This window comes from Streptomyces atratus (genome assembly GCF_040655115.1).
Classification (GTDB): Bacteria; Actinomycetota; Actinomycetes; order Streptomycetales; family Streptomycetaceae; genus Streptomyces; species Streptomyces atratus_D.
Genome location: NZ_JBFAJH010000016.1, coordinates 81,640 through 100,480, shown reverse-complemented (window position 1 = coordinate 100,480; position 18,841 = coordinate 81,640). Strand labels below are relative to the sequence as shown.

The following is an 18,841-nucleotide window of genomic DNA, read 5'->3' as shown; positions in this document are numbered from 1 at the left end:
ACGGTCCGCCGGGAACCCGACGACCCGGTCATGACGCGGAGGTGGCCGGTCAGCGACCGACGGCGTACCCCTGCATGCCGCGCGGGTTCGCCGCGGCGGAGAGCACCCCGGTCTCGGGATCGCGGGCTACCGCGCACATCCGCCCCTCCGACCACGGGTCGCCGACGGTGACGTCATGGCCGCGACGGCGCAGCTCCTCGACGACCTCCGGGTCCATGCGCTCCTCGACGGTGACGCTGCCGGGCCGCATGCCGCGCGGGAAGAAGGAGCCGGGGAAACTGTCGTTGTGCCAGTTCGGGGCGTCGATGGCGCCCTGCAGGTCGAGACCGCCGCGCACCTCGGCGCGCAGGGCGACGGCGAGGAAGAAGTGCAGCTGCCACTGGTCCTGCTGGTCTCCGCCGGGCGTGCCGAACGCCATCACCGGGACGCCGTTGCGCAGGGCGAGGGACGGGGTGAGGGTGGTGCGGGGGCGGCGGCCGGGGGTGAGGGAGTTCGGCAGGCCCTCGTCGAGCCACGCCATCTGGAGGCGGGTGCCGAGCGGGAAGCCGAGCTCCGGCACGACCGGGTTGGACTGCAGCCAGCCCCCGCTGGGGGTGGCGGAGACCATGTTGCCCCAGCGGTCGACGACGTCGACGTGGCAGGTGTCGCCCCGGGTCGCGCCGTCCGCTGCGACGGTCGGCTCACCGGCAGCGGCGCCGCCCTTGGCGACGGTCGGCTCGCCGACACCCGCAGCCGGGATACCCAGGGCGTCGAAGCCCGCCTCGCCCGCGGCGACAGCGTGCGCGTGGCCGCTGAGGACGGGGGTGCGGCCCCCGGGGCTGCCGGGGCGCAGCTCGTGCGATGCCTCGTCGGTGATGAGCGCGCGCCGCCCGGCGTTGTACGGCTCCGAGAGCAGGGTGTCGAGGGGGACGTCGGCGGCGTCGCCGTACCAGGCCTCGCGGTCGGCCATGACGAGCTTGCAGCCCTCGATGAGCAGGTGCACGTACTCCGCGGAACCGTACCGCGGAAGCTCGACAGGCAGCAGGGCGAGCTGCTGCAGGAAGGCGGGGCCCTGGCTCCAGCCGCCGGCCTTGGCGAGCGTCCAGCCGTTCCAGTCGTACGTGGCGGGCGCCTCGTACGACGCGGACCAGCCGGCCAGGTCGGCAGCGGTGAGGGTGCCGGTGTGGCGGGCGCCACTGGTGTCCATGGTGGGCCGGGCGGCCTGGCGGACCAGGGCCTCGGCGATGAAGCCGTCGCCCCAGATCTTCCGGGCGGCGTCGATCTGGGCAGCGCGGTCGTCGCCGCCGGTCCCCTCGGCCTCGGCGATCAGGCGGCGCCAGGTCGCGGCGAGTGCGGGGTTACGGAACAGCTCCCCCGGACTCGGGGACTTGCCGCCGGGGAGGTAGACATCGGCGGAGGACTGCCACTCGGTCTCGAAGAGCTCGCGGACGGTCTCGACGGTCCGGCCGATCCGATCGACGGGGGCGTGGCCGCCCTCCGCGTATCCGATCGCGTACCGCAGCACCTCGGCGACCGACTTGGTGCCGTGGTCGCGCAGCAGCAGCATCCAGGCGTCGAACGCGCCGGGGACCGCGGCCGCGAGCGGTCCGGTGCCGGGGACGAGGTCGAGACCGAGGGAGCGGTAGTGGGCGACGGTGGCACCCGCGGGGGCCGGGCCCTGGCCGCACAGCACCTGTACCTCGCCGTCCTTCGGCGCCAGGATCATCGGCACCTCACCGGCCGGACCGTTGAGGTGTGGTTCGACGACGTGCAGGACGAATCCGGCGGCGACGGCGGCGTCGTAGGCGTTGCCGCCGTCCTCCAGGACGGCCATCGCGGACTGCGAGGCGAGCCAGTGGGTGGAGGACACCATGCCGAAGGTGCCCCGGAGGGTAGGACGGGTGGTGAACATCGCGCGTCACCTTGCTGTGTGTACGGGCCAAGCGGACTGATCACGGCTCACGATCGGGCCTGGGGAGAATCTGGGGAGTCCGGCCCGCCCAGCTCGTTCACCTGATCGTCGAGCATGCTGTCGATCACTCGTCAGCGGCCCGTTGGGTGCAGTCCGGCCAGGACCAGGTCGACGGCGTCTTCGGCCCACCCCATGTGGTCGGCGCGGCCGGCCATGTAGTCGGCGTAGAACGGCCCGAGAAGTGCTGAGACTGCGGCCTCCAGGTCGGCGCCGAGGCGGATCTCGCCGCGGTCGCGGGCCTGTTCGAGTACGTGGCGCAGCAGTGCGCGTCTGGGAACTACGGTACGTTCGCGCAGCAGGGCGAGGAGTTCCGGGGTGTGGGCCTCCTCGGCCAGGCAGGTGCCGATCAGCGCCATGCCGCGTACGCGCTCCACGGTCGCGGCGAAGTCCTTGAGGATCGCCGTGAGGTCGGCACGCGTGCCCCCGCTCGGGGGTGGCGCGTCAGCCATGCGCAGGGATTCCAGCGCCGCCGTGACTCGGCAGCCGGCGCGATGTGATCGCCCGTGTCCTCACGCGCGGGTGGGACCGTGGCGAGCCGCGGAGCGACCTCGATCTGGGCTACGCGATCACCCTGCTCTTCGGGCCCTTCTGGTACCGGCTCCTGGTGGGCCATGTCCCGCTCGATCCACACGATGCGGTGCGGCACATCGATCACATCCTCGACGGGCTGCGGTCCGGCCGGTGATCACTTGGCGGACAGGACCGTATGGATCTTGAGGGCGAGATGTACCTGCAGCACCTGGTCGCCGCCGCGCCAGTGCGGGCCGAGCAGTGAGGTGATGCGGTCGATGCGCTGGTAGAGCGTGTTGACGTGGATGTAGAGCTCGGCGGCGGTGCGGTTCAGGCTCCCGTCGCAGGCGAAGAAGGCGAGCAGGGTGCGGGTGAGTTCGCCGCCGCGACGGGTGTCGTAGTCGAGGACGGGGCCGATGGCGCGGCGCACGAAGCGGTGCAGCTCCTCGCGGCCCGCCTGGTGGAACAGCAGCCCGTAGACGCCGAGTTCATCGGGCGAGGCCCCTTCTCCGTCGCGGTCGAGCGCGACGAGGACGTCGAGACAGCGGGCCGCGTCGTGGTGCGCCTCGACGATGGCGTCGACGCCGGGCGCGGCCGTCGCGGCGCCGACGGTGACCGGGCTGTCCACCACACGCGACAGGTGATCGGCAAGGATGCGGGCGGCCGCGTCCGGGTCCGGGGCCTGTGGCAGGAGGACGACGGTGACGCCCCTGTACTCGCCGGCGAGACCCCGCGCCCGGGCGGCGTACGAGGCCGCCGCATCGGCGATGCGATGACGCTGGGTGCTGTCACGGCAGCGGGCGGCGAACACGGTGTGCGGGCGTTGGAGGTCGAGTCCCATCAGGGCGGCCCTGCGCCGCAGCCCTTCCGGGTCCCTGTGCGGGGAGCCCAGCAGGTCCTCCAGGATCTCGCCGCGCAGCCGGTGCTCGGCCTCCGCGACGGTGCGTTCGCTGAGCAGCATCAGTGCGGTGACGAGCGCGGCGCGTTCGAGGGAACGTACTCCTGAGGCGTCCAGGTGGTCGCGTACGAGCAGCAGCACGCCGAGCAGCTCGCTGCCGGCGACGATGGGCGTGGCGCAGGCGGCGGATCCGCCGGCGCCGGCCGGAATACGGCGGGTGCGGCGGGCTTCGGTGCTCAGCACTCGGGCGTCGCGGACCGCGTGGGCGGCGGGGCACGGATCCGGGAGTGCCCCTTCGGCGCGGGCCCGTTGCACCAAGGGGTCGTCGCCGGCGGCGGCCATGGTGCGGCCTCGGGGGTCCAGGACGAGGATGCTGCCGCCGAGGACTTCGGCGAGGGTCTGCGCCACGTCGGCCATCCCGCCGCCGTCGAGAACGATGGTGGTCAGCCGCTCGTGCAGGGCGGCGGCACGTTCGATCGACTCGCTGTGGGCACGGATGACGCCGTTGGCTTCGGTGAGTTCGTCGACGGCTCTGCGTACGTCCTGGAAGAGCGTGGCGTTCTCGATGGCAATGGCGGCGTGGTTGGCGAGGGAGATCAGCAGGGCCACCTCGTGCTCCGAGAACGGGCGCACCCGGCGGTTGGCGGCGAACAGGACGCCGATGACGTTCTCCCCGAGTTTGAGGGGCACCCCCTGGATGGAGATCAGCCCTTCGGCTCGAACCACCTCGTCGATGTCGTGCTCGAAGCGCAGGTCCGCAAAGTAGTCGGGGGTGTTGTACGGAACTGCGGTCTTGGCCACAAGACCGCCAAGACCGGCGCCCATGGCAAGCCGGGCCTGCTTGAACGCGTCGGTGTGTATCCCGTCGGTGACCCGCATGTAGGTGTCGCCGCGCCGGGTGTCGTTGAGCATCAGATACGCGACGTCGGTGCCGAGCAGGCCGCGGGCCCGCCGGACGATGGCCTGGAGCACGGCCTCCAGGTCGCGCAGTGACGAAAGGTCTCCCGCCGTCTCGTAGAGCGCGCCGAGCTCGGCCTCCCTGCGGCGGCGCTCTTCCAGACGGGCGCGCACCTGCAGAGCGTCGTCGACGAGCGGGGCGAGCCGGGCGCGGTCCTCCGCGGGGCACCGGTCGAGGAAATCCTCGTACTCGCTCTGTGCGGCCCCTTCACGCAACAGGCGCAGCAGGCACCCGGCGTCGGGCGGGCTGTGCGTGGTGGTCGACTGCACGGTTGCCTCCTGAACGGTGCGCGATTCCTCCTGCGATGGTCGCCTCCTCGCCCCTTGCCTGCCCAGATCTACGACGGCACCGGCTCGGACGAATCGTCGTGGGCGTGTTCGAGGTGTGGTTCGGGATCGGGGGCCGGGGATTCGGTACGGGAGCGCAGCACGTGCGCGAGCGTGCCCCACACTCCTCGGCGGAAGAGCAGGACGACGACGATGAAGACACCGCCGGTGACCAGGCCGGTCTCCTCGAAGCCGGACGTGGACAGCCAATCTTCCAGGCGGACAATGGCGCCGGCGCCGACCAGGCTGCCCCACAGCGTGCCGATGCCGCCGAGAACCGTCATCACCACGACCTTGCCGGAGGTGGTCCAGTAGACCTCCTGCAGCGAGGCGAAACCGTGGTTGACGGCGTACAGCCCGCCTGCGAGGCCGGACAGGAACGCGGAGACGGTGAAGACGACGAGCTTGTACCGGTCGGCGGGGTAGCCCAGAGCCCGTACACGGGCCGGGTTGTCGCGCACCGCTGCGATCACCCGTCCGAAGGGTGAGTGGACGATCCGCCAGGCCGCGGCGAGACCGAGCAGCACCACCGGCAGGGCCGCGTAGTAGAAGACGAAGGAATCCGACAGGTCGAAGCCCGGCAGCTCACGGGGAATTCCCTGCAGACCGTTCTCGCCCCCCGTCACTTCGCCCCACTGGTTGGCGATGAAGTACACCATCTGCGCGAAGGCCAAGGTGACCATCGCGAAGTAGATTCCGCTGCGCCGCACAGCGAGGAACCCGATGGGCAGGGCGAGCACCGCAGCGGCCACGGCGCCGCCCAGCACAGCGGCGTAGAACGGCAGACCGCTGTGGATGGCGATCAGCCCCGTCACATAGGCCGAACTGCCCCAGAACGCGGCGTGGCCGAAGGACAGCAGGCCGGCGTGGCCCAGCAGCAGATCGAAAGCGACGGCGAACAGGCCCCAGCACAGGATGTCCGTCGCGACCGGCGGATACAGGCCCCACGGCAGGCCGAGGGCGAGGAGCAGCCCGACGGCGAGCAGGCCCCGGCGGATCCGGGCGGGGCGGCTGTGCAGCTTCTCGAGGAGGTCGAGGATCATGCGTGTTCCTCCTTGCCGAACAGGCCGGCGGGCCGAAACAGCAGAACGACGGCCATCAGCAGATAGACCGAGGTCTGGGACAGGACGGGGACGTAGAGGTTGCCGAGTGCCTGCAGCATGCCGATGGCGAACCCGGCCAGCACCGAGCCGAAGACGGAGCCGAGGCCGCCGATGACCACGACCGCGAACACGGTGATGATCAGGTCGGCGCCCATACCGGAGTTGACGGCCCGCATCGGGGCGGCGAGCACGCCGGCGAGCGCGGCGAGGCCGACGCCGAATCCGAAGACGGGGGCGACCCAGCGTCCGGTGTCGATCCCGAACGCCCTGGTGAGTTCGGGCCGTTCGGTGGCGGCGCGCACGATGGTGCCGATGCGGGTACGGGTGAGCAGCAGCCACACCACGAGGCAGACGGCGACGGAGAGGGCGAGCACGAAGACCTGGTAGCGGGGGAAGTCGAACAGACCGAGGTCGACGGTCCCCGTGAACGGCGCGTGCTCGTACGGCTGGGAGTGCGATCCGTACTTCATGCGCAGCAGGTCCTGGCACACCAGGGCGATGCCGAACGTCAGCAGGAAGTTGTAGAGCGGATCGAGGGCCATCAGACGGTGGATGAGCAGGCGCTCGAGCAGCGTGCCCGCCACCGCCAGAACGAGTGGCACCAGCAGCAGCGACCACCAGAAGCCGAGCCCCGCACTGTCGGCGAGTACGACGGCACCGAAGGCGCCGAGCATGTACAGGGCACCGTGCGCGAAGTTCACCACGCGCAGCATGCCGAAGATCACGGCGAGTCCGAGCGCGAGCAGGGCGTAGAAACCGCCACTGACCAGGCCGTTGAAGAGCTGTTGCAAGAAGGAGGTCATGGTTCTCCCCTCGGTCGGGGACGGCCCGCCCGAGATGTCGGGCGAGCCGTCGGGGCCTGGCGCTGTCAGCTCATCCGGCAGTCCGGTGACGGCTTGTCGAATGCCTGGTCCGAGGGGATCTTCTCGACGAGCTCGGTGAAGTCCCCGTCCTCCTTCGCGTCGGCCGGCGCCTTGACCTTGACCAGGTAGGCGTCGTGGACCACGCGGTGGTCCTCCTTGCGTACGGTGGCGTTGCGGGCGAAGAAGTCGCTGAACTCCATGCCGTCAAGGACCTTGGACACGTCCTCGGCCTTGTCGGTACCCGCCTTCTGCACCGCTTCCAGATAGTGGGTGGCCGCCGAGTAGTCGGCAGCGTGGTCGAACGTCGGCCGCTGCCCGGTGCGCTCCTTGAACCGGTCGGCCCAGGCGCGGGCTTCGTCGTCCAGATTCCAGAACCAGGCAGTGGTGAACATCGTCCCGGCGAGCTTGTCCGCGCCGATGGCCTTGATGTCGCTGTCGAAGAGCAGCCCGATGGCCAGCTGGATGTCCTTGTCCTTGAGCTTGAACTGCTCGTACTGCTTCACAACATTGGCCAGGTCACCGCCCGCCTGCAGGGCCCCGAGGACGTCCGGCTTCGGCTTGAGGCCTGGCGCCTTGAGCAGGAAGGTGGAGTAGTTGTCGCTGGGGAAGGGGGTGGGGTCATGGGCGACCACCTTTCCGCCTGCTCCCTCGATGGCGGCCGTGAACTTCGCCTGCATGTCCTGCCCGAAGGCGTAGTCCGGGTAGATCGTGTACCAGTTCTTGCCGCCCTGTTCGGTCACTTTGGCGCCGGTGCCGTGCGCCAGCATGTAGGCGTCGTAGGCCCATTCGTACGTGTACGGGTTACAGGTCTTGCCCGCGAGTTCGGTGGTGGCGGCGCCGGTGTTGAAGTACAGCTTCTTGGACTGCCCGGCGATGGTCTGCACCGCGAGCGCCGCCGATGACGTGGGCACGTCGAAGAGTGCGTCGGCCTTCTTTCGGTCGTACATCTCCCTGGCCTGGGTGTTGGCGACCTCCGGCTTGTTCTGGTGATCCGCCTTGATCACTTCAATGTTCTTGGTGACCGCCTTGTCGCCGTACTTCTTCTTGAAGTCGTCGACGGCCATCTGTACGGCCTCGACCGAGTTCGGTCCCGCGATGTCGGCGTAGACGCCGGACAGATCGGTGAGTACACCGAGCACAATCTTGTCGTCGCTGACCTTCCCGCCGCCCGAGCTCGGTCCGCCGCCCCCGCAGCCCGCGAGCAGTGCCCCGACCGCGGCCGTGGCCACGACCATCGACAGCCTGTGCTTCATTGCTTGCCTCCTGATGCGTACGTCCCGATGAGCAAAGGTGACGGGTTGTCATAGTCCGAGGTAGGCGAGGAGTTCGCCTTCGCGCTGCCGTACGTCCGTGTTGTCGAGCGACTCGACGATCCGGCCCTGCGCGAGGAGGTAGTGGCGGTCGGCGACGGTCGCGGCGAACCGCAGGTTCTGTTCCACGAGCAGCACCGAAACCCCGTGCTCCTTGGCCCCGCGCAGGATCTCGCCGATCTGCTGCACGATGACCGGAGCGAGGCCCTCGGTCGGCTCGTCGCACAGCAGCACCCGGGCCCCGGCGCGCAGCACGCGAGCGAGCGCGAGCATCTGCTGTTCGCCGCCGGAGAGCTTGCCGCCCGGGAAGCGGCGGCGCGCGGCGAGCACCGGGAAGGCGTCGTAGACACGGGTAAGCGGCCATCCGGAGTCCGCGGCGGCCGTCGGCAGGGTCAGGTTCTCCTCGACGGACAGACTCGCGTAGATGCCGCGGTCGTCGGGGACGTACCCGAGGCCGAGCCGGGCCCTGCGGTGAGGGGGCGCTGACGTGATGTGGTGACCCGCCAGGGCGATGCGGCCGGTCGTCACGCGGTGCAGCCCCATCGCGCAGCGCAGCAGGGTGGTCTTGCCCGCGCCGTTGCGGCCCACGAGGGTGACGACTTCACCCTCGGCCACATGCAACGACACCCTGTCCAGGGCCGTGGCCTCGCCGTAGCCGGCGCTGACGTCCTTGATCTCAAGCAACGTCGGCCCCCAAGTACGCCTCGATGACCCGCGGATCGGTCTTGACCCGGTCGTAGGGCCCTTCCACAAGCACTTCGCCACGCTGCAGCACCGTAACGGCGTCCGCGAGCGAGCCGACGACTGTCATGTTGTGCTCGACCATCACCACGGTGCGTCCCTCACGGATCCTGTCCACGAGGGCCACCGTGCGCTCGACGTCTTCCAGCCCCATGCCGGCCGTCGGCTCGTCGAGCAGCAGCAGTCTGGGGTCCAGGGCGAGAGCGAGGGCCAGTTCCAGGGCGCGCTTCTGTCCGTACGGAAGGGTTCCGGCGGGCCGGTCGGCGTGATGCGCGAGTTCGACCTCGTCAAGGAGTTCGACAGCGCGAGCGGAGAAGCGGCGCATCAGCTTGTCCGTGCGCCAGAAGCGGTGGCCGAGGCCGGTACCGGACTGGAGCGCGAGCTGGACGTGCTCCCGGGCCGTCATCTGTGGAAAGAGGCTCGTGACCTGGAACGAGCGGGCGACGCCGAGGCGGGCGATGCGCTCCGGCGGCTGCCCGGTGATGTCGTGTCCGGCGAAGACGATACGGCCGTCGGACGGTTTCAGGAATCCGGTCAGCAGATTGAACAGGGTCGTCTTGCCGGCCCCGTTGGGGCCGACGAGCGCGTGAACCGTGCCTTCGGCGATACTCAGGTTCACCGAGTTCACGGCGCGGAATCCCTGGAACTCCCTGGACAGGTCCTGTGTGACCAGGATGGCGCGCGGTTGTGTCATGACCGCCTCTGAGGCGCGGGGATACGCCGGCGGATGCCGATGTGGAGCAGACGGTAAATACGGCCTGGAGCGGTGGCTACGGATGCCGTCTCCACAAGGAGGCCCCCACGGGTGTGGGCCATCTCCGTACCCACGCCCGGAACAGCGACGACACAGTGGGCACCAGCTCCAGTCCGGTCGGGAACGTACTGGAGAGCACCTCCGTGGCTCAGGCCCCGCACCGCGGTGACGATGTGCGCCATGGCGATGATGGAGACCCCGCTCAATGCCTGGCTGCTCTTCGGCCACGCCCCGCGCTACTTTCCCGACACCGAGGTGGTCACCCGGCTCCCCGACGGCCGTGTACACCGCTACACGTACGCCGAATTCGCCCGGCGTGCCCAGCAGTTGATGCACGCCCTGGATTCCCTCGGTCTTGAGCAGGGCGAGCGGGTGGCAACCCTCGCCTGGAACGGCTACCGACATCTGGAGGCCTACTGGGCGGTGCCCTGCACCGGGCGCGTGCTGCACACCCTGAACCTGCGTCTGTCGCCCGAGGACCTGGCGTACATCATCGGCCACGCCGACGACCGTGTGATCCTGGTCGATCCCGATCTGCTGCCGCTGCTGGAGAAGGTGCACGCACGCGGTGGTCTCGCCGGTGTACGGCATGTCATCGTGCTCGGCGACGAGGTGCCGGACACGTCGCTGCCCGGCGTGGTGGCGTACGAGGAACTGATCGCCGGCCTGCCGGATACGTATGCCCCCCGGGACATCGACGAGCGGTCGCCGCTCGGCCTGTGCTACACCTCCGGCACCACCGGCCGCCCCAAGGGTGTGCTCTACACGCACCGCTCCACCGTGCTGCATGCCATCGCCGCGTCCTCGCAGGCGGCGATGGCGATCGGCCCCGGTGACTGCGTGCTGCCGGTCGTGCCCATGTTCCACGCCAACGCCTGGGGCCTGCCGTACACCGCGACTGCGTACGGCGCCAAGCAGGTGTTCCTCAGCGGCTCGCTGGAACCGGCGGCCCTGGTCGAGCTGATGGCCGCCGAGCGGGTCACGGTCGCCGCGGGCGTCCCCACCATCTGGATGGCGGTCGCCGACGAGATCGCCGCCCGCGGCGGGCTGCCCGGGCTGCGGCATCTGCTGTGCGGCGGCGCCCGTCCGCCGCGCGCGCTGATCGAACGCTACAGACACGGCCTCGGCATCCCTCTGGTGCAGGTGTGGGGCATGACCGAGACCTCGCCGCTGGCCAGCCTGGCCTGGCCGAAGGAGCGGATGCGCGACTGGGACGAGGAGCGGATCACCGATGCGGTGCGGACCCGGGCCGGGCTCCCGCTGCCCGGCGTGCAGATGGAGATCCGCGACGACGCAGGAAACTCCGTTGTCTGGGACGGGACTTCGATGGGTGATCTGCTGGTAAGAGGACCGTGGATCGCCGACTCCTACCTCGGGGGCGAGGGTGGGGCCCAGTTCACCGAGGACGGCTGGTTCCTCACCGGGGACATCGCGATCGGCTCGCCGGACGGTTATGTCGTCATCGCCGACCGCGCGAAGGATCTCATCAAGTCGGGCGGCGAGTGGATCTCCTCGGTGGACATGGAGTCGGCCGTCATGGCCCTGCCAGAGGTCGCCGAGGCCGCGGTCATCGCTGTCCCCGACGACAAGTGGCTGGAGCGTCCGCTCATCTGCGTCGCCCCGCGGCCGGGAGCCACGGTCACCCTCGATCTCCTGCGCGCGCACCTCGAGGCCGGGGGCTTCGCGCGCTGGCAGCTCCCGGACCGTATCGAGGTCGTGGAGGCCATACCCCGCACCGGAGTCGGCAAGTTCGACAAGAAGGCCCTGCGTGCCCGCTTCGACTCATGAACCCTTTCCCCGACCTGGAGAACGAACCATGCACCTGAGACGCACCCTTCCCCTCCTGTTCGCCGTGCTCCTGTCGACAACGGCGGCGCCCGCGAGCGCCGCAGCGGACACGGAGCCCCACTGCGCCGGATGGGACCGGCTCCATGTGTCCGGCGCCGGACGGCAGCAGATCTCCTGCCATGACGATCTGACCACCAGCGCCCTGGCCGGCACCCCGTACACCGACTCCGCCGACTGGGCCTCGCTGACCGCCAAGGGCACCAAGAACCCCACCGGCGTTCCCGGCACCCAAATAGACGGCTACTTCCCCGACACCTCACACCTCAACACCACACACGGCTGGAACCACGACGCACAGTTCGTCATCCGGCTGCCCGACCGCTGGAACGGCGGCCTCGTCGTCACCGGAGCCCCCGGCGTGCGCAAGCAGTACTCCCTCGACCCCCTCATCTCCGACCGGGTCCTGGCCCAGGGCTACGCCTTCGCCTCCACCGACAAGGGCAACAGCGGCCCGGACTTCTACACCGACGGCACCCGGCCCGGCGACGCAATCGCCGAATGGAACCGGCGCACCACCGAGTTGACCCGCGCCGCCAGGAGCGTTGTCAAGCAGGCCTATGGGCACGCCCCGCGTCGTACCTACATGACCGGTATCTCCAACGGCGGTTATCTGACCCGCTGGCAGCTCGAGAACCACCCCGAGCTGTACGACGGCGGGGTCGACTGGGAGGGCGCGCTGTGGACGCCCGACGGGCCGAATCTCTTTACGTACCTGCCCACTGCCGTCGCCCGCCAAGCGGGCCGGGCCACTGACGCCGATATGTACGCGGCCGGGTTCACCCCTGGCACCGAGTTCCTGTGGCCGTACCACGAGACTGTCTATTTCAGCCTGACCCAGAAAGTCTATCGGGCCGAATTCGACCCCGCGTACGACACCGACTGCCCCGGGGCGTCGGCCGGTTCGACAACCGCGGAGATCCTCGCACCCTGCGCCTCGGACGCCACGTACGACTACGCCACCCGCCCCGAGTCCGTGCACCGGGCGATCGACCGGATCTCGCTCACCGGCAAGATCGGCAAACCCATGATCACCCTGCACGGTTCACTTGACGCGCTGCTGCCGATCGCCACCGACTCGGACGAGTACACGCGCATGATCGCCGACCAGCACCGGTCCCGGCTGCACCGCTACTACACCGTCGTCAGCGGCACGCACGTCGACAGCCTCTACGACACCTATCCGGACCGGTTGCGCCCCATCCTGCCCTGCTACCGGACCGCGTTCGACGCACTGACCAGCTGGGTCGAGCACCACGACGCCCCGCCGGCGAGCGGCTCCATCGCCAGGCCTTCCTCCGGCGACCTTGTCAACACATGTTCCCTGAACTGACGTTGGCACGAGTACCAAGGGAGTCGACCGACACCGGAGATGACCGAGAAGTATGGTCCGCTTCCGCCGGCGGGCGGCCGCTGCGGTTCTACGGTGCAGCGGCCGCCCGCTGGGAGGGACATCCCGCGCGACGGACCGGCTGGACACAAGGAGGGCGGGCCGGGCGGCGGGATCGGAGAATTCCTCGCCGTCGGGCCGGGCCCGGTCTCGGGGTCAGGCGCTGGTGCGGGCGCCCCGGATGTGGAAGTTGAAGTCGGCGTGGCCGAGGGCGCCCCACAGGCGCAGCCAGATCGGCAGGAGCATCTCGGTGCCGCGGGCGGTGGTGATGTCGCCCAGGTCGATGACGCTGCTCCCGGGCCAGCCGAAGGAGACCAGCAGGTCGGTGACAGTCTTCTTGGCCTCGCCGTCGTCGCCGGAGACGAACACGGTGTGCTCGCCGGTGACGCGGTCCGGGTCGACCATGATCTGGCAGTTCATGGTGTTGAGGGTCTTGACGACCTTCGTGCGCGTCAGGCCAGGGCCTGACGGCTGCCCGCCAGGACCTCGGGCCGCAGCAGGGGGGACTGCGGCGAGGGCGTCGATCAGATGCGGGTAGGCGGAGATCGGAGTGCCCGTGATGGGGAAGTTCTCCGTGGCACGCAGGGTGTGGACGCCCCAGTACGCCTCGGCGGGCACGTCACGGTCGCCGAGCAGGTCGTGCTCGCTGCGGGTGGCTGCGGCGGTCATGGCTGTGCGGGGCCTTCTCTCGGATGATCTCAGACGACGGTGTACAGGAGGTCGGTCGTGGGCGTACGTGAACTGCGGGGCTTGCCGCGACCTCTTCGCGGCAAGCCCCGCAGTACCACCGCGCCATCGACTCAGCGCAGGCGGTCCTTGGCCTTGTAGTAGGCGCCGCCGAACGGCAGGAACCAGGGGGTGCCGTTGTAGAAGGGGACGGGGACCTTGGGGAAGCCGAGGCCGCGCAGGGGATTGGCCTCGGGCTTGCCGTCCATCATCTCGGCGACCGCGCGGCCCATGTAGGTGGCCATCTGGACGCCGTGGCCGCAGTAACCCATGGAGTAGTACAGGCCGTTGGCCTCACCCGCGTGCGGGAGGCGGTCCCAGGAGAAGCCGACCATGCCGCCCCACACGTAGTCGGCGCGGACGTCGGCCAGTTGCGGGAAGATCTCGGTCATCTCGCGCTTGAGGATGTCTCCGCTCTTGACGTCGGAGGCCGGATTGGAGGGCGCGAAGCGGGCTCGGCCGCCGAAGGCGAGGCGGTTGTCGGGGGTGAGGCGGAGGTAGTGGCCGATGTTCTTGGAGTCGACCACCAGGCGGGCCTTCGGGATCAGCTCCTTGGCACGCGTCTCGCCGAGCGGCTCGGTGACGATGATGAAGCTGCCGACGTTGATCAGCCGCTTGCGGAACCACGGCAGCGCCTTGTCGGTGTAGGCGTCGGTGGCGGCCATGACCTGCTTCGCGCGGATGGTGCCGTGCAGGGTCTCGACCAGGAAGCCTCCGTCCGGGAGGCGGGTGAGGCCCGTTGCCGCGTTGCGTTCGTGGATCTCTGCGCCGGCGCGTTCGGCGGCCTCCGCCAGGCCGTGGACGTACTTGCCCACGTGCAGGGCGGCGCTGAGCGGGTCGAGCAGGGCGCCGTGGTAGTAGTCCGAGCCCAGTTCCGCCTTCAGTTCACTGCGGGTCAGGAGCTGGGTCTCGTGGTCGAAGTTGTCGGCCAGGTCGCGCTGAGTGGCCTTCATCGACTCGAAGTGCTGGGGCTTGAAGGCGACTCCGAGGCGTCCGGAGCGGTTGAAGTCGCAGTCGATCTTCTCGGTGTGGGTGAGTTCCTCGACGACGTCGACCGCCTCGCGGAACGCGTCGTAGAGCTCGCGGGCGCGCTCCTGGCCGAAGCGCTTGCGGGCCTCGCCGACGCCGATGGTGATGCCCTGGGTGCACATGCTGCCGTTGCGCCCGGAGGCGCCCGAGCCGACCTTGTCCTTCTCCACGAGGACGACCCGGGCGCCCTTGCGGGCGGCGTGGTAGGCGGTGGACAGGCCGGTGAGGCCGCCGCCGATGACCACCACGTCCGCCTCGTCGGGCAGGTCCTTGCCGGACCGGTCGGGCAGGGCGGGGGCGGTGTCGAGCCAGTAGGGGATCTGCTTCATGGCGTGCGTCCTCTGTGTTCTCTGTCCTGTGTCGCCGTGTAGCCGTGTAGCCGTGCTGTCAGCAGCCGAGCAGCTTCGGCAGGCCCGTCATGTCGGTCAGCTCGTCGTAGGGCTGGTAGTCGGCGCTGCCGGGGCGGCCGTAGCGGTTGATCCACACCCGGCGCTTGAGGCCGAGGTCGCGGGTCGGGATGTGGTCGTACTCCCAGCCCTGAGCGGTGTGGATGACCTGGGACGGCTCGACGCCCATGGCCTTGAAGGCGTGTTCGAAGGTCTGCCGGTCCGGCTTGTACGCGCCCGCCTGCTCGGCGGTGATGACGTAGTCGAACTCGACACCGATGTTCTCGACGTTGCGCGCGATCAGGTTGTCGTCGCTGTTGGTGATGATGGCGATCTCGTACTTGCTCTTCAGCGCGCGCAGGGCGTCCGGGACCTCTGGGAAGGGGCCGAAGGTGGGGACGGCCTCGACGAGGGCGTCACCGTCGGACTCGCGGTACTCCAGGCCGTGCAGGCGCATCGCCATCTGCAGGCTGGAGTGCAGGATCTCGTGGTAGGGGCGGTATGCCTCCAGGACGGCCTGGAACCGCATGACGCGGAAGTCGTCGAGGAACTCGTCGACGTCCAGGTTGTCCAGGTCCAGCCGGTCGGCGAGGACCTTGAGGGTGGTGGGGCCGAGCTGGAAGTCGACCAGGGTGCCGTAGGCGTCGAAGGTGACGATCTCTCGCATGGTGTTCAACCTCGGTTTCCGGTTCTTACAGGGGGAGGGGCGGGTCAGACGATCTGCTCGCCGGGGGTGACGATCGCGTCGAGGGCGGCCAGATCGGCCGTGTCGGGGATCCAGTCGGCCGCCGTCGCGTTGGCGGTGACCTGTTCAGGGGTCATGGCGCCGCAGATGACCGAGCCGACGGCGGGGAGGGCGGCGAGCCCGCCCACCGCGACCTGGAGGAGGGTCAGGCCCCGGTCGGCGCCGTACGCGGTGAGCGTCTCCACGCGGTCGAGGGCCTCGTCGGTGAGCCAGCCCTGTCGCCAGGACAGGCGGCTGCCGGCCGGGGGTTGCTCGCCGCGCCGGTACTTGCCGCTGAGCAGGCCGTTGGCGAGCGGGTAGTACGGGAGCAGGCCGATGCCGTGCACCAGGCAGGCGGGGATCAGGTCGGCTTCCACGCCTCGGTCGAGCAGGTGGTAGCGGGCCTGGGTCGACACGAAGGCGTCGGTGAGCTGCTCGGCCGGGAGGTTGGAGCAGCCGAGGTACCCGATCTTCCCCTCGTCCACGAGTTCCCGCAGGGCGGCGACGGTCTCCTCCAGCGGGGTGACACCGTCCGGCTCGTGGTACTGGTACAGGTCGATCCGGTCGGTGCCCAGGCGGCGCAGCGACGCCTCCACGGCGTACCGGATGTAGGAACGGGCTCCGCGCCGGCCGTACAGGTCCGCTTCCGAGCCCATCTCCATACCGAATTTGGTGGCCAGCACCACCTTGTCGCGGTGGCCCTTGAGAGCTGTGCCGAGGAGCCGTTCACCATCACCGCGCGAGCCGCCCTGCTCCCCGAACCCGCCGTACATGTCGGCGGTGTCGAACAGCGTGACGCCGGCGTCGAGGGCCGCGTGGACGACGGCCTTCGTGCCCTCCTCGTCGAGGCGGGAGCCGAAGTTGTTGCCGCCGACGCCGACGACGGAAACGGTCGGGCCGCGTTCGCCCAGCGTGCGGTATCTCATGACCGGTCCCCGAATCCAATACAGACGTTCTTGGTCTGCGTGTAGCTGGCCAGGGCTTCGAGGCCCTTCTCCCTGCCCCAGCCGCTGTGCTTGTAGCCGCCGAAGGGGAGCTCGACTCCGGTGCCGACGCCGGTGGCGTTGACGTAGACCTGGCCCGCCCTGATGCCCTCGGCCAGGCTCATCGCCTTGTCGATGTCTCGGGTCCAGACGTAGGAGGCGAGTCCGTAGGGGCTGTCGTTGGCGATCTGCAGGGCCTCGTCGGCGTCGTCGAACTCGATGACCGCGACGACGGGGCCGAAGATCTCCTCACGGGCGCAACGCGCCTGGTTCGTCAAGCCGGTGAGGACGGTCGGCTCGATGTAGTAGCCGTCGGACAGTTCGGGGTCGGACGGGGCGCCGCCGCCCACGCGGACCGTCGCGCCCTCCTGCCGTGCCAGGTCCAGGTAGCTCAACACCCGGTCGCGCTGCCGAGCGGCGACCAGCGGGCCGATGTCCGGGTCCGTCAGGCCGGGACCGACGCGCAGGGTGGCGATCTTCTCGGCCAGCCGGTCCAGGAACTCCTCGGCGCCGCGCTGGAGCAGCAGCCGCGTGCCCGCCGAGCACATCTGTCCGGCGTTGCTGAACGACGCGCCGAGGATCGCCTTCAGCGCCAGGTCGAAGTCGGCGTCGGAGAAGACGACGAAGGGCGACTTGCCGCCCAGCTCGGTGACCGAGGGCACCACGTTGGCGGCGGCTGTCTGGGCGACCTTGATGCCGGTGGGCACGGAACCAGTGAAGGTGACCTGGTCGATGTCCGGGTGCCCGGCGAGGGCCGCACCGGTCTCGCCGTCGCCGGGAACGACGTTCAGCACCCCCGGCGGCAGTCCGCACTCCAGCGCGATGCGGCCGATCTCCAGCGGGGTGAGCGGCGCCTCCGGGGAGGGCTTGAGTACCACCGTGCAGCCTGCGGCCAGCGCCGGAGCGGAGCCGCGAGCGGTGTTCTGCAGCGGGTAGTTGAACGGGATGATCTGGCCGGAGACGCCGATCGGCTCGCGGACGGTGTAGTCGATCAGACCGGGCCCGAGGGGAATGGTGGTGCCGCCGAGCTTGTCGGCGAAGCCCGCGTAGAACTCGAAGTAGCGGGCGGCGGCCTCGACATCGGCCTTGGCCTGGCTGAGCGGCTTGCCGACGTCCTGACTCTCCAGCCGGGCCAGCCGCTCCCCCTGGTACCGGATCGCCTCGGCGATCCGGTACAGGATCCTGCCCCGGTCGGCGGCGCGCATCCGGGCCCACTCCGGGGCCGTGAGCGCCGCCCTCGCGGCGGCCACCGCCCGGTCGACGTCCGCCGGGCCGGCCAGGGCTACTTGGGCGATGGCCGTACTGTCCGACGGGTCGAGGACGGTGAAGGTGCGTCCGTCGGCGGCCGGGACCTGCTTGCCGTCTACGAGGAGCAACTGCGCATCGCTGCTCATGGCTGGATCTCTCCCTGCACTTCACCGAAGATGACGACCTCGTCGCCCGGGCGGACCGTGCGGATCCGGCGCACCCAGAGCACGACGCCGTCCTGGGGAGCGCGGACCTCCTCCAGCGTGTTGCCGTAGTGGTCGACGATGTGGGCGATCAGGTCGCCTTCCTTGCAGGTCTCCCCCGGCTCGGCGTGCCCGAGGAAGAAGCCGCCCGCGGCGGAGCGGGCGAAGGTGCCGGAGACCGTCGTGTAGCTGTCGCGCAGCTCCGCCTCGCCGTCGACCATGCCGAGCTGCCGCATGATGTTGCGGATCGAGTGGGTGTGCAGGTCGACGTTGGACTCGCGGTAGGTGCCACCGCCCGCCTCGATGGTGATGGCCGGCTTGCCGGCCGCGAGCGTGGGGTGGCGGACCGTGCCGCCCCACTTGCCGCCCTTCCACACCAGCTCATGCCCGGCGGCGAGGGCGAGGTCGGTGGCCAGTTCCTCGTAGCCGCCCTGGAGGATGACGAGCGGGGCGATCTCGCCGAAGGTGCCACCGGTGTGCAGGTCGACGAGGGCGTCGATGGCGGGCACGACCTGCTCGACGAAGGTGGCCGCCAGGCGCAGGGAGTACGAGCCGTCCGCGTCGCCCGGAAAGATGCGGTTGAGGTTGAGGTAGTCCAGGCCGCTGGTGCGGGCGGCCGCCTCGAAAGCGGGGGTGTTCATGCAGGGGATACCGACGAGCGTGCCGCGCAGGGTGGCCGGGTCGACCTCGGCGAGGACACGGCGGATGGCTTCCTGGCCGTCGTACTCGTCGCCGTGCACCCCCGCGTCCACGCAGAGCACCGGGCCGTCCTGGGCGCCGTTGACGACGATCAGCGGAATGCCGAGGTCCACGCCGTAGGTGCTGGTGCCGACCGGGATGAGGCCCTGGGCGCGCTCGCCGGGGGCGACGGTCAGCGGACCGATGGAGTACAT

General features: G+C 69.9%; 15 protein-coding genes and 3 pseudogenes. 3 read left to right on the top strand and 15 right to left on the bottom strand.

Going from position 1 to position 18,841, the window contains the following annotated elements; translation table 11 throughout:
• Positions 1-49: 49 nt before the first annotated feature.
• Both AB0I23_RS19630 and AB0I23_RS19625 read right to left on the bottom strand, forming a co-directional pair.
• Positions 50-1,891, bottom strand: coding sequence for a gamma-glutamyltransferase family protein (locus AB0I23_RS19630; protein ID WP_359110783.1), 1,842 nt, complete (start codon positions 1,889-1,891; stop codon positions 50-52).
• Between the two features lie 131 nt (positions 1,892-2,022).
• Positions 2,023-2,400: a TetR-like C-terminal domain-containing protein gene (locus tag AB0I23_RS19625; protein ID WP_359110782.1), complete on the bottom strand. Its 378-nt coding sequence runs from the start codon at positions 2,398-2,400 to the stop codon at positions 2,023-2,025.
• A 41-nt stretch (positions 2,401-2,441) separates the two neighbouring features.
• On the opposite strand from AB0I23_RS19625, the pseudogene AB0I23_RS19620 reads away from it, so the two are divergent.
• Positions 2,442-2,636, top strand: a pseudogene (locus tag AB0I23_RS19620) (TetR-like C-terminal domain-containing protein); the annotation flags it as partial.
• Here the strand turns inward: AB0I23_RS19620 and AB0I23_RS19615 are convergent.
• From AB0I23_RS19615 to AB0I23_RS19590, 6 genes are all read right to left on the bottom strand, one after another.
• Positions 2,637-4,586 carry a helix-turn-helix domain-containing protein gene (locus tag AB0I23_RS19615; protein ID WP_359110780.1) on the bottom strand — a complete coding sequence of 650 codons (1,950 nt, stop codon included), beginning with the start codon at positions 4,584-4,586 and terminating at the stop codon, positions 2,637-2,639.
• Positions 4,587-4,654: 68 nt separating this feature from the next.
• Positions 4,655-5,686, bottom strand: coding sequence for a branched-chain amino acid ABC transporter permease (locus AB0I23_RS19610; RefSeq protein ID WP_359110778.1), 1,032 nt, complete (start codon positions 5,684-5,686; stop codon positions 4,655-4,657).
• Positions 5,683-6,549 (bottom strand): branched-chain amino acid ABC transporter permease, encoded by an 867-nt coding sequence (locus AB0I23_RS19605; protein WP_359110776.1) that lies wholly within the window; start codon positions 6,547-6,549, stop codon positions 5,683-5,685. The genes AB0I23_RS19610 and AB0I23_RS19605 overlap by 4 nt, the downstream gene beginning before the upstream one ends.
• 65 nt (positions 6,550-6,614) lie before the next feature.
• Positions 6,615-7,862 (bottom strand): ABC transporter substrate-binding protein, encoded by a 1,248-nt coding sequence (locus AB0I23_RS19600; RefSeq protein WP_359110775.1) that lies wholly within the window; start codon positions 7,860-7,862, stop codon positions 6,615-6,617.
• A gap of 48 nt (positions 7,863-7,910) precedes the next feature.
• Positions 7,911-8,603 (bottom strand): ABC transporter ATP-binding protein, encoded by a 693-nt coding sequence (locus tag AB0I23_RS19595; protein WP_359110773.1) that lies wholly within the window; start codon positions 8,601-8,603, stop codon positions 7,911-7,913.
• Positions 8,596-9,354: an ABC transporter ATP-binding protein gene (locus AB0I23_RS19590; protein WP_359110771.1), complete on the bottom strand. Its 759-nt coding sequence runs from the start codon at positions 9,352-9,354 to the stop codon at positions 8,596-8,598. The genes AB0I23_RS19595 and AB0I23_RS19590 overlap by 8 nt, the downstream gene beginning before the upstream one ends.
• A gap of 240 nt (positions 9,355-9,594) precedes the next feature.
• Here AB0I23_RS19590 and AB0I23_RS19585 point away from each other — a divergent pair, with 240 nt between their 5' ends.
• Complete coding sequence (locus tag AB0I23_RS19585; RefSeq protein WP_359110769.1) at positions 9,595-11,202, top strand: long-chain fatty acid--CoA ligase; 1,608 nt, start codon at positions 9,595-9,597, stop codon at positions 11,200-11,202.
• A 28-nt stretch (positions 11,203-11,230) separates the two neighbouring features.
• Entirely contained in the window at positions 11,231-12,592 is a 1,362-nt protein-coding gene (locus AB0I23_RS19580; protein ID WP_359110768.1) for a tannase/feruloyl esterase family alpha/beta hydrolase, read from the top strand.
• Between the two features lie 213 nt (positions 12,593-12,805).
• On the opposite strand, the pseudogene AB0I23_RS19575 reads toward AB0I23_RS19580, so the two are convergent.
• From AB0I23_RS19575 to AB0I23_RS19545, 7 genes and pseudogenes are all read right to left on the bottom strand, one after another.
• Positions 12,806-13,096 (bottom strand): annotated as a pseudogene (locus AB0I23_RS19575) (NADP oxidoreductase); the annotation flags it as partial.
• Positions 13,097-13,138: 42 nt separating this feature from the next.
• A pseudogene (gene aspA / locus AB0I23_RS19570) lies at positions 13,139-13,318 on the bottom strand (aspartate ammonia-lyase); the annotation flags it as partial.
• 131 nt (positions 13,319-13,449) lie between these two features.
• A complete protein-coding gene (locus AB0I23_RS19565) occupies positions 13,450-14,733 on the bottom strand; it encodes an NAD(P)/FAD-dependent oxidoreductase (RefSeq protein WP_359110766.1) in 1,284 nt (427 codons plus the stop codon).
• Between the two features lie 58 nt (positions 14,734-14,791).
• Positions 14,792-15,457, bottom strand: coding sequence for a haloacid dehalogenase type II (locus tag AB0I23_RS19560; protein WP_359110764.1), 666 nt, complete (start codon positions 15,455-15,457; stop codon positions 14,792-14,794).
• A 44-nt stretch (positions 15,458-15,501) separates the two neighbouring features.
• The gene (locus AB0I23_RS19555; protein WP_359110762.1) at positions 15,502-16,440 is read right to left on the bottom strand and encodes an aldo/keto reductase; all 939 of its coding nucleotides are present in this window, start codon (positions 16,438-16,440) and stop codon (positions 15,502-15,504) included.
• Positions 16,437-17,891, bottom strand: a complete 1,455-nt coding sequence (locus AB0I23_RS19550) for an aldehyde dehydrogenase family protein (RefSeq protein WP_359110760.1) — start codon at positions 17,889-17,891, stop codon at positions 16,437-16,439. The genes AB0I23_RS19555 and AB0I23_RS19550 overlap by 4 nt, the downstream gene beginning before the upstream one ends.
• Complete coding sequence (locus tag AB0I23_RS19545) at positions 17,888-18,841, bottom strand: succinylglutamate desuccinylase/aspartoacylase family protein (RefSeq protein WP_359110758.1); 954 nt, start codon at positions 18,839-18,841, stop codon at positions 17,888-17,890. The genes AB0I23_RS19550 and AB0I23_RS19545 overlap by 4 nt, the downstream gene beginning before the upstream one ends.